The following is a 21,635-nucleotide window of genomic DNA, read 5'->3' on the forward strand; positions in this document are numbered from 1 at the left end:
CGCGTCACGCGCGCGCGCTGCGCATCCACACGTGCGGAATGCCGTCCTCGTCGTGCACGTCCGAACTCGGCGTGAAGCCGAATGCCCCGTAGAAGCGCTGCAAGTGGGCCTGCGCATGCAGGCTCACCGGCGTTTCCGGCCACTGCGCACGGATATGCTCGAGCGCGCGCGACAGCAGCCCGTTGCCGAGGCCCGCGCCGCGAAACGCGGCGGTCGTCAGCACGCGGCCGATGCGCACGTCGGTATGCTGCGCGTCGGGCAGCAGCACGCGCAGATAACCGGCCAGGCGGCCGGCCGGATCGAAGGCCGCCAGATGCCACGCGGCCTGATCCGCATCGTCGATGTCGCGATACACGCAGTTCTGTTCGACGACGAAGACGGCGCTGCGCGCTTCGAGGATCGAATAGATTTCGCGCGCCGTCAGCGCGTCGAAGGGTTTCCAGCGCCAGTCGAGATCGGCGGTGCTCGGAAGTGCGGCGGGTGCGGATGCGTTCATGTGGGGTCCTGATTCGGGCGCGCCGGCCGGCGCGCGGCAACCGTCGATTATGCCCCGAAGCACGTATCGCGCGCGACTGCCTGCCCGCACGCGAAAAAAAGCCCCGCATCGCGCGGGGCCTGCCCGTCATGCCGTCATGCCGGCATCCGACCGAAGCGGCCGTTGTTGAAGTCCTCGATCGCGGTGCGAATCTCCGCTTGTGAGTTCATCACGAACGGGCCGTAACCGACGACCGGCTCGTCGATCGGCTCGCCGCTCAGGATCAGCAGCTTCGCGTCGCCGTTCGCCTCGATCTCGACGTCTCGGCCGTCGCGGCCGAGTTGCACGAACTGCGCTTCGCGCGCCACCGTCTCGCCGTTCACCTGCACGGTGCCGCTCAGCACGACTACCGCGAGCGTCCGCCCTTCGGCGATCGGGAACCGCGCGTGGCCGCCCGCCACGAGCCGCACGTCCCACACGTCGATCGGCGTGTGCGTGCGGGCCGGGCCGCGCCGCCCGTCGAGTTCGCCGGCGATGATCCGCGCCCGCCCGGCGCCTTCCGGCAGCTCGACCACCGGGATATCGGCGTTCAGCAGCGTCTGGTAGCCCGGCGCGCCCATCTTGTCCGCGGCGGGCAGGTTCACCCACAGCTGCACCATCTCGAGCGGGCCGCCCCGCTTCGTGAACGCCTCCGAGTGGAATTCCTCGTGCAGGATCCCGCTCGCGGCCGTCATCCACTGCACGTCGCCCGGGCCGATCGTGCCGCCCGCGCCGGTCGAGTCGCGGTGCGCGACTTCGCCGTCGTAGACGATCGTCACCGTTTCGAAGCCGCGGTGCGGGTGCTGGCCGACCCCGCGCGGCGCCGAAGCCGGCTCGAAGTTCGCGGGGCCGGCGTAGTCGAGCAGCAGGAACGGGCTCAGATGCGCGCCGTGAGACTGGTAGCTGAACATCGAACGCACCGGGAAACCGTCGCCGACCCAATGGCCGCGCGGCGCACTGTAGACACCCTGGATCTTCTTCATTGCCCTTCTCCATATTGCGGCGAAACCCGTGTTTCGCATCTTGAATAACAATATAGAGATGGAACGATCCATCCGGTAGACTGCCGAAATCGCACTCAGCGTTCCATTTCATGAACGATAAAGCGCGGGATCTCAACGATCTCTACTACTTCGTGCAGGTCGTCGAACACGGCGGCTTCGCGCCGGCCGGACGCGCGCTGGACATGCCGAAATCGAAGCTGAGCCGCCGCATCGCGCTGCTCGAGGCGCGGCTCGGCATGCGGCTGATCCAGCGTTCGACGCGCCGCTTCACGGTCACCGACGTCGGCCAGACCTATTACGCGCATTGCCGCGCGATGCTCGTCGAGGCCGACGCCGCCGACGAGGCGATCGCGCTGCTGCACGAGGAGCCGCGCGGCATCGTGCGCGTCAGTTGCCCGATCGTGCTGCTCGATTCGCTGGTCGGCACGATGATCGCCGCGTTCATGGCCGCCTGCCCGCGCGTCGAGATCCATCTCGAAGCGACCAACCGGCGCGTCGACGTGGTCGGCGAAGGGATCGACGTCGCGATCCGCGTGCGTCCGCCGCCGCTCGAGGACAGCGATCTCGCGCTGCGCGTGCTCGCCGAGCGCGGCCAGTGTCTCGTCGCGAGCCCTGCGCTGCTGCGCGAGCACGGCGTGCCGGCCGTTCCCGCCGATCTCGCGCGCCTGCCGAGCCTCGATCACGGCGTGCCGCAGTCCACGCACGTGTGGCGGCTGCGCGGGCCCGACGGCGCGCAGGCGGAAATCCATCACCAGCCGCGCCTGGTGACGGGCGGCATGCTCGCGCTGCGCGCGGCGGCCGCCGCAGGCGTCGGCATCGTGCAGTTGCCGACGATGATGGTGCGCGACGAAGTCGCACGCGGCGAACTGACGACCGTCCTGCCCGACTGGGCGCCGCGCCGCGAGATCGTGCACGCGGTGTTCGCATCGCGTCGCGGGCTGCTGCCCGCGGTCCGAGCGCTGCTCGACTTTCTGGCGGAGCGGTTCGCCGAGCTCGAACCCGACTGAGCGCACCGCGTCCCACACCATCGTGCGCTGCAGACCGCCCGCGCGTGCCGTAGACTGCGGTACGCGCAGTGCGCCGTCAGTGCGCCTTTTGACAACCCCTATCGCTTTCCCGCCATGTTCACGCTGTCCAACGACCCCACCGCCTCCAAGGCCGATCAATACGCGACGCTCGTCGAGCAGGCCCGCGCGCTCGTCGAATCCGAACGCGACCTGACCGCCAATGCGGCGAATTTCTCCGCGCTTGTCTATCACTCGCTCGATCGCCTGAACTGGGCCGGCTTCTACTTCTTCGACGGCACCGAGCTCGTGGTCGGGCCGTTCCAGGGCAAGCCCGCGTGCGTGCGGATCGCCCTCGGCAAGGGCGTGTGCGGCACGGCCGCGCAAACCCGCGAGACGCAGGTCGTGCGCGACGTGCACGACTTCCCGGGCCATATCGCGTGCGATGCGGCGTCGGAATCGGAAATCGTCGTGCCGCTGGTGGCGGGCGACGGCACGCTGATCGGCGTATGGGATGTCGACAGCCCGGTCGCCGCGCGCTTCGACGACGAAGACCGCAAAGGAATGGAAGCGCTGTGCCGCGTGTTCGTCGAACACGCGTGGCGGAAGGCGCGCGGTTGACCGTCGCTGCGCGGCGGCGCCGGCCGCCGCGAACGACACGGGCCCCGTGAAGGGGCCCGTTTCATTGCAACGCCGCGCGGCCGGATGCGGCGCGCTGGCCGCATCCGGCCGCGTCAGGCTGCGTGCGCGCCGGAAGACGCGGCGAACGCCTGCGGCGTCGCATCCTCGGTCAGCACCTCGAAGCCCGTTTCCGTCACCACGACCATGTGCTCCCACTGCGCGGACAGCGAATGGTCCTTCGTGACGACCGTCCAGCCGTCGGCCAGCACGCGCGTATCGCGCTTGCCCGCGTTGAGCATCGGCTCGATCGTGAAGATCATCCCCGGCCGCAGCGGTACGCCGGTGCCCGGGCGGCCGTAGTGCAGCACCTGCGGCTCGTCGTGATAGACGTCGCCGATGCCGTGCCCGCAATACTCGCGCACCACGCTGAACCCTTCGCGATGTGCGACCTGCTGGATCGCGTAGCCGACGTCGCCAAGCGTCGCGCCCGGACGCACCGCGCGGATGCCGGCATGCATCGCCTCGTAGGTCGCCGCGACGAGCCGCCGCGCGAGTTCGTTCGGTTCGCCGACGAAATACATGCGGCTCGTGTCGCCGAACCAGCCGTCCTTGATCACCGCGATGTCGAGGTTCACGATGTCGCCGTCGCGCATCGGCCGCGACGTCGGAATGCCATGACAGACCACGTGGTTGACCGACGTGCACAGCGTCTTCGGATAGCCGTGGTAGCCGATGTTCGCGGGAATCGCACCCAGCTCGTCGACGATGTACTCGCGACAGCGCGCGTCCAGCTCGTCGGTGGTAACGCCAGGCTTCACATGCTCGGTGATCATCGTCAGCACCTGCGACGCCAGCTTCGCGGCTTCGCGCGATTTCGCGATTTCCGCGGCGCCGCGGATCGGGATTTCTCGCTTCGCCATTACGCCACCTGCTCGATGTGATGCGCGACCGGTTCCGCCGCCCTCGCGTCGCCGCCCCGCGCCTCGGCTTCGATCAACATCTTGCAGATGTCGCCGTAGGACAGCGCCGGGTTGAGTTCCGCCAGCATCCCGACGCGCAGCCAGTGTTCGGCCTGCGCGTTGATCGACCGGCTCAGCGCCGTGCTCGTCGAGCGCAGCCGTTCATGCATGTGCTCGGAAATCTTGATGATGCCCATATATCCCCAATTAAACGAAACGTAGCTGTTTCGTATATTACGCCGCACGCGACGCCCGGGCAAGCCATTCGACTCCCGCCTCGCTCGACGAGCCGCGGCGAATGCCGTTGACATCGAATTCCAGTTTGCTGGAAAATCAATCCATCATGCAAGAATCTGCGATCACCGCAGCCGACGATACCGGCATCAACGAACGCATTGCCCGGCGCGTGCGCGATCTGCGCACCGTTCGAGGCTACACGCTCGACGCGCTGGCCGCGCGCTCCGGCGTCAGCCGTTCGATGATCTCGCTCATCGAACGCGCATCGGCCAGCCCGACCGCCGTCGTGCTCGACAAGCTCGCGGCCGGCCTCGGCGTATCGCTGGCCGGGCTGTTCGGCGGCGACCGGAACGATGCGCCCGCCCAGCCGCTCGCACGGCGCGCGCAGCAGGTCGAATGGCGCGATCCGGCGTCCGGCTATGTGCGGCGCAACCTGTCGCCGGCCGGCTGGCCGTCGCCGATCCAGCTCGTCGAGGTCGATTTCCCGCCCGGCGCGCGCGTCGCGTACGACAGCGGCGGGCGCGAAAGCGCGCTGCATCAGCAGGTGTGGATCATCAGCGGCCGCGTCGACGTCACGTTCGGCGACACGCTTCACGAACTTCACGAAGGCGACTGTCTGGCCATGCGGCTCGACCAGCCGCTGATCTTCAGCAATCCGTCGTCGCATGCCGCGCGCTATGTCGTCGCGATCTGCGATGCATCCGCCGCCGTGCGGAGCGCATGATGCGTGCATCGCGTGCGCAAGCGGTTTAAAGCCAACAGGAAGGAACCCGCATGAATTCCCCGACACCGCGCGACGACGTGCGCCTGATCGATTGCAGCGAGGCCGACCACGCGGCGGCCATCCTCGAGATCCTGAACGACGCGATCCTGAACTCGACCGCGCTGTACGACTACCGGCCGCGCCCGCCGGAAGCGATGGTCGCGTGGTTCGCGACGAAGCGCGCGGGCGGCTTTCCGGTCATCGGCGCCGTCGACGCGGCGGGCACGCTGCTCGGCTTCGCGAGCTGGGGCACGTTCCGCGCATTTCCGGCGTTCAAGTACACGGTTGAACACAGCGTCTACGTGCGCCATGACCAGCGCGGTCGCGGGCTCGGCGAACTGCTGCTGCGCGAAGTGGTCCGGCGTGCACGCGAAGCGCAGGTGCACGTGCTGGTGGGCTGCATCGACGCGGCCAATGCCGGCAGCATCGCACTGCATACGAAGCTGGGGTTCGTGCACGCAGGCACGATCGCGGAAGCGGGATTCAAGTTCGGCCGCTGGCTCGATGCGGCGTTCTATCAGTTGAAGCTCGAGACACCGGCACAGCCGGTGGACGGGTGATCTCGCCTCGCGTGGCGGCCGTCGCACCCACCGCGACGCAGAAAAGGAAGTGCCCTGCGGGACTTTTCTCGTCCGTCAATGACGAGCCTTCGCAGAGTCACCGACGGCCCGAAACGAAAATAACTTCGACAATCCTCCGCGGGTGGGCCACCGTCAAACCGACGACTGAAAGGTGGAAACCTTGTTCCGACCGGTTGCCTTCGCGTAATACAACGCCTCGTCGGCCGCCTTGATGATCGCTCCAGGCTCGCCGTCCTGATCCGGCACCCAACTCGCCAACCCGATACTGGCGGTCACGCGCCCATATTCGCTTCCGGCGTGCTCGAGCGCCAGTTCGTTGATCGCCGCGCGTATTCGTTCAGCAGTCTGGGCTGCGCCCGTCTCTGGTGTGTCAGGCAGCAGCACGACGAATTCCTCTCCGCCATAGCGAGCCGCTGTATCGATCGGTCGGCGAATGTTGTCGCCGATGCAGCGCGCGACTGCAGCCAGCGCATCGTCGCCCGCCTGGTGGCCATAGGTATCGTTGTAGGCCTTGAAACGATCGACATCGACGAACAGCAACGAGAAAACGGAATGGGCTCGCCGCGCACGGCGCCACTCCCGGTCCAGAACCTCGCCAAAGGTGCGGCGATTGTTGAGGCCGGTGAGCCCGTCGGTGCGAGCCAGCAGTTCGAGCTCGGATTCCGCGCGCATCCGACGCCGCAGCTGCGCGCTGAGAAATACGGATAGCGCAATGAAGGCTGCGCCGAATGTCGCGACGAGTAGACCGATCGTCGTGGCGCGGCGGCGCCACGCGGCATAAATGTCCTGCTCCGCCTCTGCGACCATGATGATCAGTGGCAGACTCGGAAAATTCTTGAAGTAGTAGAGACGGCGCACGCCGTCGATCGACGACGTTTCCGAGAACGAGCCATCGGGTGCGCGCCGGAAGCGCTGAAACGTTGCGGCCTTGCCGAGATCGCGGCCGATGGTCCGGACGTCGTACGGCTGCCGCATGATCATGATGCCGTCCTTGCCGATCAGCGATATCGAGCCATGTTGTCCCAATGACAATCCGGCGAACAGCTTGTGGAAATATTCGAGGTTGATCGCGATCAGCGCGATACCGGCAAACGAGCCATCCGGATTCGATATGCGCCGCGACAGCGCAATGCTGAGCATGCCGGCGCGCAAGCGCGACGCGAATGGGTCGCTGACATAGAGCCCCACGTTCGGGTTGTCGCGATGGACGGTGAAGTACTTGCGATCGGCAAAATTGCCCTTGCGCGGCACGTCGTTGGCCGAATCCAGAATGATGTTTCCGTCGGCATCGAGCACCAGTTGGGATCCGATGAATTGCGCCGTCATTGCATGATCGAACAACACGCCCCGCCGCAGCGCGGGCGCCGCTGCCATCACGTCGGGACGTTGCAGACCATGGATCAGCGCCTGCAAGGACAGATCGTAGAGTTCGAAGTTGCGCTCGATGTCGCGCTCGGCCATCAGGCCGAGATTGCGCGAGGTTTCGCTGGCCCGCTCCAGTGCGTCATGGCGGCTTTGGAACAGTTGCAGCACGCACAGGCCCATCAGCGCGCATGCGATCACGACACCGACTGCCACAACGAAATAAGGGGCTGCCGTCCGGGGTTGCATGAATCTCCTCGCTGCTCATTGTGCACGCCCGCACCGGGCGTGAGTGCGCATACAGGATCGGCTCGACGCATTGACGGGTGCAGCGCCAAACTGACCGAAAACCGGAAACGGCTAGAGTCTATCGAACGTGAAGCGCCGACAAAACAGTACCGGTGGCCCGCTCTTCCGAGATTATTAAATAATATGAGGAAACCATGTTCCCGACAGAATATGTGAGGCCCGCCACGGTCAGCCAGCCCGTGCGGCGACACATGCCGATCAGCGCATCATTGCACCACGCTTCCACCCTCGTGCAGTTTCGCTTCGCTGTATTTGCGGTGATCAGTTATGTCGGGACTAGCACCCGCAGGCGGGCGCCCATGCTCGGCGCACAAAAAGAAAAAGCCCTGATTTCTCAGGGCTTTTTCTTTTCTTACTTGGAGGCGCGAGCCGGAGTCGAACCGGCCTAAACGGCTTTGCAGGCCGTGGCGAAACTTGCAAATTCAATGATCTACGTTGATTAGCCACTCAAATTAGCCACTTTGCGAATGATCGGCGCAGCCCCCTAGAATGGGACGTCTACTACCGGCGAGTACTCCAGATCAACCCAATGGACGATTTGGGAAGCGCACACCGCCAACAGATCTGTTTCAGCAAGGCACCCGGCCACCGCCCATCATGCACCATCGCTGCGTCTCCTGTTGCGGAGGCGCATACGGTAGTCCGGTCCTCGGGTCGATGTGGTCATACTGCCCCGTGGGGTGTCGAGCCCTCCACGCGGCTTGGTCGGCATACTGTTGCTCGATCGCGGCTTGCTCTCGTGCCAGATCGGCCTTCTGCGCATCGTCGAGTTTCTTCGTCATGGTCACGAGCCGCGCGAACTTTGGATCGCGAACATCCTGCAGGGGCGGTAACGGTGGCGCAGGCGGCATGATGAGCACAGGGCCGGTGTATTTCGGTATCGGCAACTTGGATGGTCGCCCGAACTTTGCCGCCATATTCATCTCCCACAAAGCAGCGTCCATTCCGAGCACATGTTCGTAGTCGCGATTGACAACCGCCAGCGTGACCGGCCCCGACGGCGTCGGCAATGGCTGCAGGGAAGGTGGAAGCGTCTGTCGAGCCTCGGGATAAATGGTGCGGGCATAAGCGATTGCTGCGGCGGAGTACTGCTGCAGCACTGCCTCGTACGCTTCCAGTATCTGCGCTCGACCATAGCCGCCAGGATTCTCAAACATCGGCTTATATGCCAACACTTTCTGGCTATACAACGCATTTGCATTCCGCTGCTCTGCGGCAGATCGTTGTTGAGGATCCGTCGGCGCAGACGCCGATAGGGGCGCACACCCTGAAAACACGCTGGCGACAAGCAATATCCCGACTGTCGCGCGCACAAGCAACGAGCGTTGACGCGACATATCCGCGATCATCTGGTTGACCAAGGCGAGCTGCGACGAGAGTCGTGGGTTTGACAATGTAATCTTGTGGGCCCCGGCCATGTGCGTCCCTCATTGTGAGATGTTAGTCCGCAGAGTTTAGCGGAAAGGTTGCTCGTGCCGATGTAGGGAAAGTCGCTCACTCGCCCCTGCAGCGGCCATTTACACGTTCAGCACGAATGCCCGCAAACGAAATAGTACGGCTGCTCAAATTCTATCTTTCAATGACGGTTCTTGGCTGAAATGCGAACTTCGCGAGAGAAGATCTGGGCTGACGCGAGCCCCCAAAGTAACTTTTCGCCTGCACCATGACGATCCTCTCGCCCGATGCGATTACCTCGCTCCGTCAAGCACTTCGCAGACAGACTGGCTCGCACGCGAGGCCCAAAAATCCACGGCAGGTCAGTGGTGCATGTCCGCCGAGCGCTGCGGCTCATGGAAAAAATGGTCTGCGCGGCCGAGCTGGAGCTGAAGAAGAACGGCTATCCCGATTCGTTCGCGCTTGACCAGCTCCGCCGCATGATCGACGGCGCTCGCTTCGATTGACAATAGTTGACTGAGCGCGAGGTGGCCAACGATCAGACGTTCCCCCGGAAATGGTAAATTCATACGAAAACCAAACCTACGAGAGAACATATGGCCAGAGCCATGATCTGCGTCGGCGATACGACGACGCATGGCGGCCGCGTGCTGGAGGGCAGCGCGACCTCGACCATTGATGGAAAGCCCGTTGCCGGCGTCGGACACAAGGTACTTTGCCCGCAGTGCAAGGGGGTCTTTCCGATCCTGCCGACGGGGCGGCAATACTCGCACACGTTCGACGGACGAGAAACCGCCGTCGAGGGCATGAAAACCGCGTGCGGAGCGACGTTGATCGCCTCGCAGTCGTCCGCGACATTCGACGACGTCGGATCAGGCGAAGCGACGTCGGGCGGCGCAGTCGCAGCTGTCGCAGCCGCGGCTGCAGCGCTTGCCCCCTCGCCGACGCTCTGTCTCGAATGCCTGAAAGCCGCGGCCGAGAATGCCGCGACGATGATCGCGCGCGGATAGCCCATGACCGGAAATTCGATCGAGGCTTACTTCATCAAGCGTCAACAGCAGTTGACCATGCAGGTGCATCTGTACGCCCTTGTCGATGGCCTTCTGTACGCTGATGCGGCCGGCGGTTCATCGCCCCAACGATCGCAGTCGGCCATAGCCGTATTCGACGGCACGCAGGACGCGTCACTCGCAGACGCTGGGCCATGGCTGTTTGCGTACGAGACGGCCGCTGGCAATATTCGGCGAACCCTCTCCACCATGGCCAGCAGCTCCACCGGTGTGTCGTGGCTGATCAGCGCATATCCGATCGAATCACTCGCTGACGAGCTGCGCGGCCGGCTCGACGTACGCTTGCCGGATGGAAGCACTGCCCTGCTCCGCTTCTACGATGCCCGAATCATGGCCGACGTGGCTTCGCTGATGGAATTCACGCAGCGCATGCAGTTCTTCGTGCCGACATTCGACTGGCTTGTCGAAGTAAATGGAATACTCAGGGGAGTACACCCGCATGCTTGAGCTGACCAGCGAACAGGTCGCCGGCCTTGCCGAGATCGATGCACGCGGATACGTCGAGCGCACCCGGCTAGATCTCGTCAAAGCGGACCCGAAGCTGGCCGACGACGAAACTCTGGTGACACGACTCTGGAGCGCATACGTCGCGGCTCGCCAGCTCGGCATCCAGTCCGACGAAAATGTCGCCGCGTTCCTTCGAATCGAGGCATACGCTCCGAAGTTTTACGAAAAGCCGGCCACGCGCGCGTGGCTGACTCGTCCCGGCCGCTCGGCCGACGAACGCTTTCACGATTACCTTCGCGTCATCAAATGGCGCATCGAACATCCGGAATACAACAGGGGATCTCGAAATGGTGGGATTCGTAGTACCGATAGTCGAAGCGGCGGCAGTGGAGCTTGGGCCGCTATTGGCACGCGCTGGCGTCGCATTATTGGGCGGGGCAGCGGTGGCGGGGACGGGCAGCCTGTCGGGTGACACGCCGAAAGACGAAAGCGAGGCGAAGCCGGATGTCCGGGCGATTCCACGTACTGGTGAGAGCTGCAAGAAGTGTCCGCCGGAAGCTGGCGCCGCGATGCGTCGCAATCACGGTGTGAATTGGAACGCCTATCGGTATCAGGCCCGCATCACCGGCTTCCCGTTCGATATTGAAGAGTGCCGCTGGAGCGAAGAATGGGAATGGCTTGGCACGTTCTTCGACGGCTTCCAACCCGGCGCATGTATGCTGCAGGAGGCAAAGGGGAATTACGATCAGTTTCTCGACGGATCGATTCCGAAGGCCGATAAATGGTTCGATGGCTTTCGCACTATGGAAGACCAGATCGTCGACCAAGGGTCGGTCGTACGCGCAAATCCGCCGGCACGCCTGACGTGGTACTTTCAGACTCCGCTCACCCACAGGAAAATGGCCCCCCTACTGGCTCGCATGGGTGTGCAATCCGTCTATCAACCGTGACGAATCATGGAAATCAACGCGATGTTTCGGGACGCTTCCCTGTCGTCCCAAGATTTTCGGGAAATGCTGGTTAGAGAATCGCGACTCGTCGCGGCCCTGTCGGCAAAAGAGCCATTGATGGCGCATGCAAACTGGCGACTGACCGGTGATTCGCTGGAAGAGGCGAGCCTCTATCCGGCGTTCGACGAAAGCGAAGCACCGTCGACGGCAGCGCTCGCTGTTTTGACGGAACGCGGAAGTACCAGGAAGCGAGGCGCATCGCACGCCGCAATCTGGAACGTCGCAGCAAGCGACAATGAAGGAGCTGCGATTTCGTGCCACGTATCAGACGCGAAGGTGCTGCCTGATCGGGTCACAATCGACATTGACGCACCGCGCTGCTATCAATCCGTGGATGATCTCGCTGACTCGATTCAGACGATCGTCGCTACCTTCCATCCGTTGGTCGTAGAGGCTTCGCCAAAGGGTTATTTCGAGAAGCAGGTGTTCGATGACAAGCCGGGTGTAGGCGCGATGCTATATCTGCCGAAGGTCATCACACAACAGCAGGTCCCCGAGGCACGCGCCCTGATCCCTGTTCCCGAAGCCGGCAAAAACCAGACCGGTACAATCATCGTCAGCGTGACAGATGCCCCATTCTCGATCGACAACCCCGAGCACATCGAGGTTGCCAATCGCATCGAAATCCGCCTCGTCGATCAGGATCTTCTCCCGACCTACTCGAGTATCTGAGTCAGGTGGGGCAATCGCCCCACCGGCTTCTCTTCCTCTTCAGAACAACCCGACCGGCTGCGCCGCGTCGTCCCAACTGAAAATGATCAATTCGTTTCGCTCGACGCCCCTCCCACCGCCGACCGTGTATTGAATCGGCACGGTCTCGATGTGAAAGCCGTCGAACACGCGCCGAATGTCGGGATGATCATTGAGGCTCACGATCGCGCGCCCCTTGATCGAGCGCAGGCGCTGCGCCATCTTCTCGTACTCGCCGAATGGAAACGCCACGCCGTACCCCTCCGTCTCGTAATGCGGTGGGTTCAAATAGAAAAGCGTACGCGTCGCCCTCTTCTTCAGATGGAAACGTCAGGGAAAGTGGCTTTGGGAGAAGCTTCGAACGTCGGATGATGTATTCCCACGTTCCAGAGGGTCTAGTCGCTTGGTTGCCATGCGCTGATGCGAACTCACCTATACGGCCAAAGACCCGACTTAGGCGTGGTTACGCGTGTTTCTTGAGTGGTTAGAGGCGACTTTGTACCACCCTAGACGACTTTCTTACAAGAATGAAAGTGGAGCCAGAAAAAGAAAAAGCCCTGATTTCTCAGGGCTTTTTCTTTTCTTACTTGGAGGCGCGAGCCGGAGTCGAACCGGCCTAAACGGCTTTGCAGGCCGCTGCATAACCGCTTTGCTATCGCGCCAAAAGCGGACTGTCCGGATGCCGCGAGGCAAGCGACAGATTTTTATTCGAGGACCGGAAATCCATCAAATAAAAAGGGAAGCGTGGCTTCCCATGACTTGGAGCGGGAGACGAGTCTCGAACTCGCGACCTCAACCTTGGCAAGGTTGCGCTCTACCAACTGAGCTACTCCCGCATTGTCCTGCATCTGCAGCGCTTCGCCGTACCACACGCTGCCAGAAAAATCTGGAGCGGGAGACGAGTCTCGAACTCGCGACCTCAACCTTGGCAAGGTTGCGCTCTACCAACTGAGCTACTCCCGCATGTGTCCTGCATCTGCAGCGCTTCGCCGTACCACGCGCTGCCAGAAAAAATCTGGAGCGGGAGACGAGTCTCGAACTCGCGACCTCAACCTTGGCAAGGTTGCGCTCTACCAACTGAGCTACTCCCGCGTATTGCTGCACTGCTGCTTCCCCGTCACACATTCACTTCGTCGTGCAGCGGAGAAGCGAGATTATGTCGAAGGCACATTCGTATGTCAAGGGCTTTTCCAGCCCTTTTTACAAAAACCGCTGCCACTGAAGCTCTGCGGAAGCAGACGCGCAGAGGCGACGCGGGTCACGCGCCGCCGCGCTCGCGAATCTGCGGCCACGCGAGCTTCATGTAGTACAGCATCGACCAGATCGTCAGCACCGCCGCGAGATACATCAGCCACTCGCCCCACACGCGCGTATCGATCGTCACGACGCCGAGCGGCAGCGGCCCGTAGAACAGCAGCATCGGAATCGCGACCATCTGGCACGCGGTCTTGAACTTGCCGAGCTGGTTCACCGCGACGCTCTTCGACGCGCCGATCTGCGCCATCCATTCGCGCAGCGCCGAAATCGCGATCTCGCGACCGACGATCACGAGCGCGATCGCCGCGTCGACCCGCGAAATCTGCACGAGGATCAGCAGCGCGGCCGTCACCATCAGCTTGTCCGCCACCGGGTCGAGAAATGCGCCGAACGACGACGTCTGGTTCCACTTGCGGGCGAGGAAGCCGTCGAACCAGTCGGTCAGCGCGGCGAGGATGAAGATCGCCGCCGCCGCGAGATTGCGGTGCGCGCCGCCCATCACCGTGTCCGGCAGATAGAACACGCCGACGACGAGCGGAATCAGCACGATCCGTACCCACGTCAGGAAAATCGGGAAATTGAACGGCATGGCATGCGGGACAGTAAAGGATTCGCAATTGTGCCGTGTCGACCGGCCTGCCACAAGAACGCTGGCAACGCCGCCGGCCGCACGGCCGCGTCAGTGAAGCTGCTTGTAGATCTGCTCGGCGAGCGCGTGCGAAATGCCTTCGACGCTCGCCAGTTCCTCGACACTCGCGGCCACCACGCCGCGCAACCCGCCGAAGCGCGCGAGCAACCGCTGCCGGCGCTTCGCGCCGACGCCCTCGAGCTCCTCCAGCCGCGACGTCTGGCGCGCCTTCGCCCGCTTCGCCCGCATGCCGGTGATCGCGAAGCGGTGCGCCTCGTCGCGGATCTGCGCGACGAGCATCAGCGCGGCGCTCTCCTTGCCGAGCTCGAGCGGCGCGCGGCCGTCCGCGAACACCAGCGTCTCGAGGCCGACCTTGCGCCCCTCGCCTTTCGCGACGCCGACCAGCATCGACGTATCGAGCCCAAGCTCGGTGAACACCTGACGCGCGATCTCGACCTGGCCCTTGCCGCCGTCGATCAGCACGATGTTCGGCAGCAGGCTCGACGCCTCTGCCTGGCGCGTCGACTCGCCGTCGATGCCGGCCGCTTCGTCGGCGGCGGCCGCCTGCGCGGCCTGCTCGACCATCTTCTCGTAGCGGCGCGTGAGCACCTGCCGCATCGCCGCGTAATCGTCGCCCGGCGTGATGCCCGTGATGTTGTAGCGGCGGTACTCGCTCGACTGCATCTTGTGATGGTGATAGACGACGCACGACGCCTGCGTCGCCTCGCCCATCGTGTGGCTGATGTCGAAGCATTCGATCCGCAGCGTCGCAAGATCGTCGCTGTCGTAGCCGAGCGTCTCCGCGAGCGCGCGTGTGCGCGCCTGCTGCGACCCTTGTTCGGACAGCAGCCGCATGAGCGCGATCCGCGCGTTCTGCTCCGCCATCGACAGCCACGCGCGCCGCTGCCCCTGCGGCTGCCGCACCAGCGACACCTTGTGGCCGGCCTGCTCGGACAGCAGCTCGAGCAGGTCGCGGCTCGCGGGCGCATGGCTGACGACGAGCACCGGCGGCACGCGGTTGCCAAGATAGTGCTGCGCGATGAACGCATCGAGCACCTCGGCCTCGACCGAGGCCGCCGCCGTGGCACGCGCGCCGCCGGCCTCTTGCGCGGGCTGGTCGGGCACTGCATCGGCCGGCGCGTCGATCGCCTCTGCCGGCTCGGCCTCTTCACCGAGCCCGCCTTCGGCGAGCGTCAGCGCGCTTTCGACGTGCGTCGGGAAATACGCCTTGTCGCCGAGATGCCGGCCGCCGCGCACCATCGCCAGGTTCACGCACACGCGTCCGCCCTGCGCGACGACCGCCAGGATGTCGACGTCGCTGTCGCTGCCGACCTCGATCGCCTGCTGGTGCAGCACGGTCGCGAGCGAGCTCATCTGGTTGCGCACGGCCGCCGCCTGCTCGAATTTCAGCTCGGCCGCGAACGCGTGCATTTTCTGCTCGAGTTCCTTCATCACTTCGGACTGCCGGCCGAGCAGAAACCGCGCGGCGTTCGACACGTCGACCGCGTAATCCTCGTCGGAGATCGCGCCGACGCACGGCGCCGTGCACCGCCCGATCTGATGCAGCAGGCACGGCCGCGTGCGGTTGTTGAAGACCGAATCCTCGCAGGTACGCAACTGGAACACGCGCTGCAGGATCTGGATGCTCTCGCGCACGGCCCACGCGCTCGGGAACGGCCCGAAATACTGGTTCTGCTTGTCGACCGAGCCGCGGTAGTAGGCCATCCGCGGAAAGCGGTGCGCGGTGAGCTTCAGGTACGGATACGACTTGTCGTCGCGAAACAGGATGTTGTAACGCGGCGCGAGCGCCTTGATGAGATTGTTCTCGAGCAGCAGCGCCTCGGCTTCCGAGCGCGTGACGGTCGTCTCGATGCGCGCGATGCGCGTGACCATCATCGCGATGCGCGGCGACAGCTGCGTCTTCGTGAAATAACTCGACACGCGCTTTTTCAGGTCGCGCGCCTTGCCGACGTAGAGGACGGCGCCCGCCGTGTCGTAATAGCGATAGACACCCGGCATGTGCGGCAACTGCGCAAGGATCTTCTTCGGTTCGAACGGAGTATCGGAGGCTTCTGGGGATGTCATGCGTGATCCGGGCGCCTTGTAACGCGGAACGGGTCTATTAGAATCGCCAGTTTAGAGCATTCACCGGCCCGCTTCGATGCCACGCCCCACCGCCATCCCCCTCCGCGCCGTCCCGCTCGCGCCGGGCGAACCGATCGCCTGCGACCTCTTCTGCACGGTGATCGACAACTTCGGCGACATCGGCGTGTGCTGGCGCGTCGCGCGCCAGCTCGCGCACGAGCACGGCTGGCAGGTTCGCCTGTTCGTCGACGACCTGCACACGTTCGCGCGCCTGCTGCCGCAGGTCGATCCCGACGCCGCGCGGCAGACGGTCGACGCGATCGTGATCGAGCACTGGCATGCGGACGTCGGCGACGCGCTGGACATCGCCGATGTCGTGATCGAGGCGTTCGCGTGCGAGCTGCCCGCTCCCTATCTCGCGGCGATGGCGCGGCGCGCGCGGCGCCCCGTGTGGATCAACCTCGAATACCTGAGCGCCGAGGACTGGGTCGCCGATTTCCATTTGCGGCCGTCGCCGCATCCGCGCTACCCGCTGCTGAAGACGTTCTTCTTCCCGGGCCTGTCGGCGGGCACCGGCGGCGTGCCGAAGGAGCGCGACCTCGACGCGCGCCGCACGGCCTTCGACGCCGATCCGGCAGCCCGCGCCGCGTGGTGGCGGCGCGCGACCGGCGGCGCGCCGCCGGCGCCCGGCACGACGGTCGTCAGCCTGTTCGCCTACGAGAATCCCGCCGTCGATGCACTGCTCGCGCAGTGGCGCGACGGCCCGTCGCCGGTGGTCGCGCTCGTGCCGGCCGGGCGCCTGTCGCCCGCCGTCGCGCGTTTTTTCGGGGCCGAATCGTTCGGCGCCGGCGCGCTCGCTCGTAGCGGCAACCTGACCGCCCATGGGCTCGCGTTCGTTCCGCAGGCCGACTACGATCCGCTGCTGTGGGTCGCCGATCTGAATTTCGTGCGCGGCGAGGATTCGTTCGTCCGCGCGCAATGGGCGCGCAAGCCGTTCGTGTGGCACATCTACCCGCAGGCCGACGACGTGCACCTGCCGAAGCTCGATGCCGCGCTCGCGCACCTGTCGGCCGGCCTCGCCGATGCGCCCCGCACGGCGCTCGAGCGGTTCTGGCACGCGTGGAACGGCGCGGGCACACCGGACTGGGCCGATTTCTGGCAACACCGCGCCGCACTGGACGCCAATGCGGCCCGCTGGGCCGACGCGCTCGCGGCCGTTGGCGATCTCGCCGGAAAGCTGGCGGAATACGCAAAATCTCAGTTAAAATAAGCGGTTATCCGACGGCTGGCCACGCAAGCGCTCGCGTTTGAGCTTTAGGCGCCCACCGGAACGCATCTGCTTGGCGCCTCACCCGTTGTGCACCGCTCAGGCACTTATTTATTTGATTTGATCAGGACAGTTTTTTTATGAAAACCGCACAGGAACTCCGCGTAGGCAACGTCGTGCAGATCGGCAACGATGCCTGGGTCATCGCAAAGACGGAATACAACAAGTCGGGCCGTAACGCCGCCGTCGTCAAGATGAAGATGAAGAACCTGCTGACGAACGCGGGCCAGGAATCGGTCTACAAGGCCGACGACAAGTTCGACGTCGTCGTGCTCGACCGCAAGGAAGTGACGTACTCGTACTTCGCCGACCCGATGTACGTGTTCATGGACGCCGACTACAACCAGTACGAAGTCGAAGCCGAAATGATGGGCGAAGCGCTGAACTACCTCGAAGACGGCATGGCTTGCGAAGTCGTGTTCTACAACGAGAAGGCGATCTCGGTCGAACTGCCGACGATCCTCGTTCGCGAAATCACCTACACGGAACCGGCCGTCAAGGGCGACACGTCGTCGGGCAAGGTGCTGAAGAACGCGAAGCTCGCGACCGGCTTCGAACTGCAAGTGCCGCTGTTCTGCAACACCGGCGACAAGATCGAAATCGATACGCGCACGAACGAATACCGCAGCCGCGCATAAGCGCCAGCGATATCCGCGTCGAACAAAGCGCCCTTCGGGGCGCTTTTTGTTTGTCTGGCGCCAACAGCTGCCGCAGGCAGCAACCATGCGCAGCACAAAAGCCACCGGTAAAGATATTCAATTTGTATCATCGGTAACTGTTTTATAGCGCCGGAGAAATAATGCGCGTGACGCGTTCGGCGGGGCATAAAATCAATCTTTAATCCGACATGCGGCTGCGGTCCGCTGGCCGACAGCCCGCCTCTCTTGACTCGACTCGCGTCCACCATGCCACACGCCCTGATTGTCGAAGACGATCCCAACAGCCTGTCAGGCCTCACCGCGCTGCTCGCCGCGGACGGCTTCTCGGTCGACACGGCCACGTCGCTCGCCGAAGCGCGCACGGCGCTCGGCCGCTCGATTCCCGACGTCGTGCTCGTCGACCTGAACCTGCCGGACGGCAGCGGGTTCGACCTGCTCCAGCACCTGCCGCAGCAACAGCCGAACGGCTCGCTGCCGGTGATCGTGCTGACGGGCAACGCGACGGTCGAGAGCGCCATCGAGGGCTTGCGCCACGGCATCTGGGACTACCTGCTCAAGCCGATCAACATTCCGCGCCTGCGCAGCCTGCTCGCACGGATTCCCCGCCCGTACGAGCTGATCGACGAAGTGCAATCGTTGCGTGCGTCGCTGCGCCATCTCGGCCGCTTCGGCGCGCTGGTCGGCCGCAGCGACGCGATGCAGCACGTGTACGACATGATCGAGCACAACGCCCACACCGAAACGGCCGTGCTGTTCTCCGGCGAGGCCGGTACCGGCAAGAAGCTGGCCGCGCGCACGCTGCACGAGCTGAGCCGGCGCCGTAAAGGGCCGTTCGTGTCGTTCGACTGCCGCATGCTCGCGCAGGCCGGCCGGCACGGCGCCTCGCTCGACAGCGTGCTGTTCGGCCACGAACGCGGCGCGTTCGACGGCGCCGAGCGCCGCGAATCCGGCCTGTTCGAACAGGCCGGCGGCGGCACGCTGTTCCTCGACGAAATCACCGCACTGCCGCTCGTGCTGCAGGAAGCGCTGCTGCACGCGCTCGATTCGCAGAACTTCATGCGAATCGGCGGCACGAGCTCGATCACCAGCGATTTCCGGCTGATCGCGGCCACGCGCCGCCCGGCGCGCGAAGCGGTGGCGAACGGCACGCTGCGCGAGGATCTGTGGCTGCGCCTCGACGCGGCGTCGATCACGATGCCGCCGCTGCGCGAACGCGACGGCGACGCACTCGCGATCGCGGATGCGCAGATCGACGAACTGAACCGCGAAGCGCGCGCGACCGGCCGCAGCACGACCGACAAGCGCGCGGCGCCGGGCTTCGTGCGCGAATGCCTGTCCTACGAATGGCCGGGCAACGTGCGCGAGTTGCGGGAACGCGTGCGCTTCGCGTACGACGCATCGGGCGACTTCATCGAGACGCTGCGCGCCGGCGAGGCCAGCTTCTCCGCTGGCGCCGCACTGAACGGCAGCAGCGTGCAGATCAAGGTCGGCACGCCGCTGTCCGACGTCGAGGATCTGCTGATCCGGGCGACGCTCGACGCGGTCGGCGGTACGCGCCACCGCGCGGCGACGCTGCTCGGCATCAGCCCGAAGACGCTGTACAACAAGCTGCAACGGATGAAGGTGAACTGAGCGGACGCGCCCCTGCATGCGGGCGCTGGTCGAGTTTGACCGTTAGTTGCATCAAAGTCCGCTCCGGCGACTGCCCGACTCAGGGCTGTCGCAACGCGTAAAAAAGCCGCGCGACTGCGCGGCCTTTCGTTCGGGGAGACCGGAACGGCGCGACTCGCGCCATCCCTGCCCGCTTACGCGAGCGCGCTGTTCAACAGCGCCCGCGCCTGCCGATACTCGGGTTGCGCGATCAGCTTGTCCCACTTGAGCGCCTTGCCGCGCGCGCGCATCCGCTTGAGGCGCCGCACCGATTCGGCCGAGGCCCGCGCCTTCAGTCCGTTCAGCACGACCTCGGCCGCGTCCGGCTGGTTGCAGACGAGCACCATGTCGCAACCGGCGGCGAGCGCGGCGTCGGCCGCTTGCGTGAGCGTGCCGCCTTCGCGGGCGGCCTCCATCGACAGGTCGTCGCTGAAGATCGCGCCCGTGAAGCCGAGCCTGCCGCGCAGGATGTCCTGCAGCCACACGCGCGAGAACCCGGCCGGCCGCTTGTCGACCTGCGTGTAGATCACGTGCGCCGGAATCACCGCGGCCAGCGACAGCCCGAGCCAGTCGTACGGCGCGACGTCCTGTTCGAGGATCGCGTCGAGCGTGCGGTCGTCGGTCGGCAGCGCGACGTGCGAATCGGCTTCCGCGAAGCCGTGCCCCGGGAAATGCTTGCCGCAGTTCGCCATGCCCGCGAGCGACAGCCCGTGATTCAGGCTCTTCGCGAGCAGCGTGACGACGCGCGGGTCGCGATGGAACGCCCGATCGCCGATCACCTTCGAGTGCCCGTAGTCGAGGTCGAGCACCGGCGTGAAGCTCATGTCGATCCCGCATGCGCGCAGTTCGGCGGCCAGGATGTAGCCGACGGCAGTCGCGACCTTCGTCGCGAGCAGTACGTCGCGATCCCACAGTTCGCCGAGGCGGCGCATGGCGGGCAGCACGGTAAAGCCGTCGGTGCGGAACCGCTGCACGCGCCCGCCTTCGTGATCGACGGCGATCAGGATGTCTTCGCGCACCGCGCGGATCGAGTCGGTCAGCGCGGTCAGCTGCGCACGATTCTGGAAGTGCCGCGCGAACAGGATCACGCCGCCGGTATTCGGATGCGCGAGGCGCCGCGCATCGTCGCGCGACAAGGCCGTGCCGACGACGTCGAGCATGACCGGGCCGGGAGTCGTTTTCATCAGAATTTGCTCCGAGAAACTCCGCCATTGATGGCGGGAAGGAAAGGGGGTGCTGTTGGCAGGCAGCTTCTTCCACGGGTTAGGATCACCTGCATGATCCTTGTCTCCAGCTACCGGGTGAAGTCGCTCAACGGACTGCTACGTTCGAGGAAATCAACGAAAGCGGTTCCACCCAGTCCTGTTCGGCGTGCGGGTCGCAAGACAGCACGGCGCGGCCGAAAGGTATCGCGGGACTGAGAATAAGAGAGTGGGCCTGCAGTGGCTGTGGTGTCGTGCATGATCGAGATACCAACGCTGCGCTGAACATTCTCCGATGCGGACGTGCATCGCCAGGTGTGGGAATCCACCGCCTTTAGGCGATGGATGACGTCAACGAATCGGGAATTCCGTCAGTAGGAGGTTCGGGAAACAGGTGCAGGGGCACGCGCGGCGGCCGTTTCAGCGTCCGTCTCGGCGATCACGAACGACACCGCGTAGTCGCGTTCGTCGCTGACCGTCACGCGCGCCGTGATGCCGCGCGCGGCCAGCCAGTCGGCCAGCTCGCCCGATGCGACCACGTACGGCTCGCCGCTCGGATGATTGAGCGTCTGCAGTGCGCGCCACGTCATCGGCCAGTGCATGCCGAGCCCGATCGCCTTCGAGAATGCTTCCTTCGCGGAGAAGCGCGTCGCGAGAAACGCGATGCCGCGCGCCTCGGAGCGCGCGCGCCGGGCGTGGAACACGCGTAGCTCGTCGGGGCCGAGCACCTTCTCGGCAAACCGGCCGCCCGTGCGCTCGAGCACGGCCGCGACGCGGCTCACTTGCGCGATGTCGGTACCGATACCGTAGATCGCCATGTCAGTCTCCGCGGGGGTGGCCCGGCGAGGCCGGGTCAAGAGC

23 protein-coding genes, 4 tRNA genes and 2 pseudogenes are annotated in these 21,635 nt (G+C 64.6%); 14 read left to right on the top strand and 15 right to left on the bottom strand.

Going from position 1 to position 21,635, the window contains the following annotated elements:
• Window positions 1–4: 4 nt before the first annotated feature.
• Both QZM15_RS05495 and QZM15_RS05500 read right to left on the bottom strand, forming a co-directional pair.
• Complete coding sequence (locus QZM15_RS05495; RefSeq protein ID WP_059638303.1) at window positions 5–496, bottom strand: GNAT family N-acetyltransferase; 492 nt, start codon at window positions 494–496, stop codon at window positions 5–7.
• A gap of 134 nt (window positions 497–630) precedes the next feature.
• The gene (locus QZM15_RS05500) at window positions 631–1,497 is read right to left on the bottom strand and encodes a pirin family protein (RefSeq protein ID WP_059638301.1); all 867 of its coding nucleotides are present in this window, start codon (window positions 1,495–1,497) and stop codon (window positions 631–633) included.
• A gap of 110 nt (window positions 1,498–1,607) precedes the next feature.
• Here QZM15_RS05500 and QZM15_RS05505 point away from each other — a divergent pair, with 110 nt between their 5' ends.
• Together QZM15_RS05505 and QZM15_RS05510 are read left to right on the top strand one after the other, a co-directional pair.
• Complete coding sequence (locus QZM15_RS05505) at window positions 1,608–2,525, top strand: LysR family transcriptional regulator (protein WP_226232609.1); 918 nt, start codon at window positions 1,608–1,610, stop codon at window positions 2,523–2,525.
• A gap of 114 nt (window positions 2,526–2,639) precedes the next feature.
• The gene (locus tag QZM15_RS05510) at window positions 2,640–3,143 is read left to right on the top strand and encodes a GAF domain-containing protein (protein ID WP_059573986.1); all 504 of its coding nucleotides are present in this window, start codon (window positions 2,640–2,642) and stop codon (window positions 3,141–3,143) included.
• 113 nt (window positions 3,144–3,256) lie between these two features.
• On the opposite strand, the gene map is transcribed toward QZM15_RS05510, so the two are convergent.
• Both map and QZM15_RS05520 read right to left on the bottom strand, forming a co-directional pair.
• Complete coding sequence (map, locus tag QZM15_RS05515; RefSeq protein ID WP_059573987.1) at window positions 3,257–4,063, bottom strand: type I methionyl aminopeptidase; 807 nt, start codon at window positions 4,061–4,063, stop codon at window positions 3,257–3,259.
• Complete coding sequence (locus QZM15_RS05520) at window positions 4,063–4,299, bottom strand: ParD-like family protein (protein WP_059573988.1); 237 nt, start codon at window positions 4,297–4,299, stop codon at window positions 4,063–4,065. Before QZM15_RS05520 ends, map begins: the two co-directional genes overlap by 1 nt.
• Before the next feature lie 146 nt (window positions 4,300–4,445).
• Here QZM15_RS05520 and QZM15_RS05525 point away from each other — a divergent pair, with 146 nt between their 5' ends.
• Window positions 4,446–5,063, top strand: a complete 618-nt coding sequence (locus QZM15_RS05525; RefSeq protein ID WP_099316209.1) for a helix-turn-helix domain-containing protein — start codon at window positions 4,446–4,448, stop codon at window positions 5,061–5,063.
• A gap of 50 nt (window positions 5,064–5,113) precedes the next feature.
• A complete protein-coding gene (locus tag QZM15_RS05530; protein ID WP_059638291.1) occupies window positions 5,114–5,662 on the top strand; it encodes a GNAT family N-acetyltransferase in 549 nt (182 codons plus the stop codon).
• Window positions 5,663–5,815: 153 nt separating this feature from the next.
• On the opposite strand, the gene QZM15_RS05535 is transcribed toward QZM15_RS05530, so the two are convergent.
• A complete protein-coding gene (locus tag QZM15_RS05535; protein ID WP_059638290.1) occupies window positions 5,816–7,294 on the bottom strand; it encodes a sensor domain-containing diguanylate cyclase in 1,479 nt (492 codons plus the stop codon).
• Window positions 7,295–7,488: 194 nt separating this feature from the next.
• Here QZM15_RS05535 and QZM15_RS05540 point away from each other — a divergent pair, with 194 nt between their 5' ends.
• Window positions 7,489–7,743 (top strand): hypothetical protein, encoded by a 255-nt coding sequence (locus QZM15_RS05540; protein WP_302106022.1) that lies wholly within the window; start codon window positions 7,489–7,491, stop codon window positions 7,741–7,743.
• A 180-nt stretch (window positions 7,744–7,923) separates the two neighbouring features.
• On the opposite strand, the gene QZM15_RS05545 is transcribed toward QZM15_RS05540, so the two are convergent.
• On the bottom strand, window positions 7,924–8,715 hold the full coding sequence (locus QZM15_RS05545) for a hypothetical protein (protein WP_302106023.1): 792 nt from the start codon (window positions 8,713–8,715) through the stop codon (window positions 7,924–7,926).
• A gap of 630 nt (window positions 8,716–9,345) precedes the next feature.
• Here QZM15_RS05545 and QZM15_RS05550 point away from each other — a divergent pair.
• The 5 genes from QZM15_RS05550 to QZM15_RS05570 are packed head-to-tail and all read left to right on the top strand — an operon-like array spanning window position 9,346 to window position 11,948.
• The gene (locus QZM15_RS05550) at window positions 9,346–9,759 is read left to right on the top strand and encodes a PAAR domain-containing protein (protein WP_099316207.1); all 414 of its coding nucleotides are present in this window, start codon (window positions 9,346–9,348) and stop codon (window positions 9,757–9,759) included.
• A 3-nt stretch (window positions 9,760–9,762) separates the two neighbouring features.
• Window positions 9,763–10,266 (top strand): DUF4123 domain-containing protein, encoded by a 504-nt coding sequence (locus tag QZM15_RS05555; protein WP_099316206.1) that lies wholly within the window; start codon window positions 9,763–9,765, stop codon window positions 10,264–10,266.
• Window positions 10,259–10,738, top strand: coding sequence for a hypothetical protein (locus tag QZM15_RS05560; protein WP_302106024.1), 480 nt, complete (start codon window positions 10,259–10,261; stop codon window positions 10,736–10,738). The genes QZM15_RS05555 and QZM15_RS05560 overlap by 8 nt, the downstream gene beginning before the upstream one ends.
• Window positions 10,653–11,216, top strand: coding sequence for a restriction endonuclease fold toxin 5 domain-containing protein (locus QZM15_RS05565; RefSeq protein ID WP_302106178.1), 564 nt, complete (start codon window positions 10,653–10,655; stop codon window positions 11,214–11,216). The genes QZM15_RS05560 and QZM15_RS05565 overlap by 86 nt, the downstream gene beginning before the upstream one ends.
• A gap of 6 nt (window positions 11,217–11,222) precedes the next feature.
• Window positions 11,223–11,948 (top strand): immunity 52 family protein, encoded by a 726-nt coding sequence (locus tag QZM15_RS05570; RefSeq protein WP_099316205.1) that lies wholly within the window; start codon window positions 11,223–11,225, stop codon window positions 11,946–11,948.
• A gap of 39 nt (window positions 11,949–11,987) precedes the next feature.
• On the opposite strand, the pseudogene QZM15_RS05575 reads toward QZM15_RS05570, so the two are convergent.
• From QZM15_RS05575 to uvrC, 7 genes and pseudogenes are all read right to left on the bottom strand, one after another.
• A pseudogene (locus tag QZM15_RS05575) lies at window positions 11,988–12,266 on the bottom strand (DNA adenine methylase); the annotation flags it as partial.
• A gap of 288 nt (window positions 12,267–12,554) precedes the next feature.
• Window positions 12,555–12,628 (bottom strand) — tRNA-Cys (locus QZM15_RS05580).
• A gap of 98 nt (window positions 12,629–12,726) precedes the next feature.
• A tRNA-Gly gene (locus QZM15_RS05585) sits at window positions 12,727–12,802 on the bottom strand.
• Window positions 12,803–12,853: 51 nt separating this feature from the next.
• Window positions 12,854–12,929: transfer RNA gene (locus QZM15_RS05590), tRNA-Gly, on the bottom strand.
• A gap of 53 nt (window positions 12,930–12,982) precedes the next feature.
• A tRNA-Gly gene (locus tag QZM15_RS05595) sits at window positions 12,983–13,058 on the bottom strand.
• A 166-nt stretch (window positions 13,059–13,224) separates the two neighbouring features.
• Entirely contained in the window at window positions 13,225–13,812 is a 588-nt protein-coding gene (gene pgsA / locus QZM15_RS05600) for a CDP-diacylglycerol--glycerol-3-phosphate 3-phosphatidyltransferase (protein WP_011544951.1), read from the bottom strand.
• A 90-nt stretch (window positions 13,813–13,902) separates the two neighbouring features.
• Window positions 13,903–15,936, bottom strand: coding sequence for an excinuclease ABC subunit UvrC (gene uvrC / locus QZM15_RS05605; RefSeq protein WP_059638288.1), 2,034 nt, complete (start codon window positions 15,934–15,936; stop codon window positions 13,903–13,905).
• A gap of 76 nt (window positions 15,937–16,012) precedes the next feature.
• On the opposite strand from uvrC, the gene earP reads away from it, so the two are divergent.
• The 3 genes from earP to QZM15_RS05620 all read left to right on the top strand — a co-directional run bounded on the left by earP (window position 16,013) and on the right by QZM15_RS05620 (window position 19,554).
• Window positions 16,013–17,206: an elongation factor P maturation arginine rhamnosyltransferase EarP gene (earP, locus tag QZM15_RS05610; protein WP_104012354.1), complete on the top strand. Its 1,194-nt coding sequence runs from the start codon at window positions 16,013–16,015 to the stop codon at window positions 17,204–17,206.
• Window positions 17,207–17,343: 137 nt separating this feature from the next.
• The gene (gene efp, locus QZM15_RS05615) at window positions 17,344–17,901 is read left to right on the top strand and encodes an elongation factor P (protein WP_059573996.1); all 558 of its coding nucleotides are present in this window, start codon (window positions 17,344–17,346) and stop codon (window positions 17,899–17,901) included.
• 267 nt (window positions 17,902–18,168) lie between these two features.
• Window positions 18,169–19,554, top strand: a complete 1,386-nt coding sequence (locus QZM15_RS05620) for a sigma-54 dependent transcriptional regulator (RefSeq protein ID WP_059573997.1) — start codon at window positions 18,169–18,171, stop codon at window positions 19,552–19,554.
• A gap of 173 nt (window positions 19,555–19,727) precedes the next feature.
• On the opposite strand, the gene nagZ is transcribed toward QZM15_RS05620, so the two are convergent.
• Window positions 19,728–20,756: a beta-N-acetylhexosaminidase gene (gene nagZ / locus QZM15_RS05625; RefSeq protein ID WP_059573998.1), complete on the bottom strand. Its 1,029-nt coding sequence runs from the start codon at window positions 20,754–20,756 to the stop codon at window positions 19,728–19,730.
• A gap of 137 nt (window positions 20,757–20,893) precedes the next feature.
• Here nagZ and QZM15_RS05630 point away from each other — a divergent pair.
• Window positions 20,894–21,112 (top strand): annotated as a pseudogene (locus QZM15_RS05630) (zinc ribbon domain-containing protein); the annotation flags it as partial.
• A gap of 33 nt (window positions 21,113–21,145) precedes the next feature.
• Here the strand turns inward: QZM15_RS05630 and acpS are convergent.
• Window positions 21,146–21,592 carry a holo-ACP synthase gene (acpS, locus tag QZM15_RS05635; protein WP_302106025.1) on the bottom strand — a complete coding sequence of 149 codons (447 nt, stop codon included), beginning with the start codon at window positions 21,590–21,592 and terminating at the stop codon, window positions 21,146–21,148.
• Between the last annotated feature and the right edge of the window lie 43 nt (window positions 21,593–21,635).

The organism is Burkholderia sp. AU44665 (assembly GCF_030504405.1).
Taxonomy (GTDB): Bacteria; Pseudomonadota; Gammaproteobacteria; order Burkholderiales; family Burkholderiaceae; genus Burkholderia; species Burkholderia semiarida.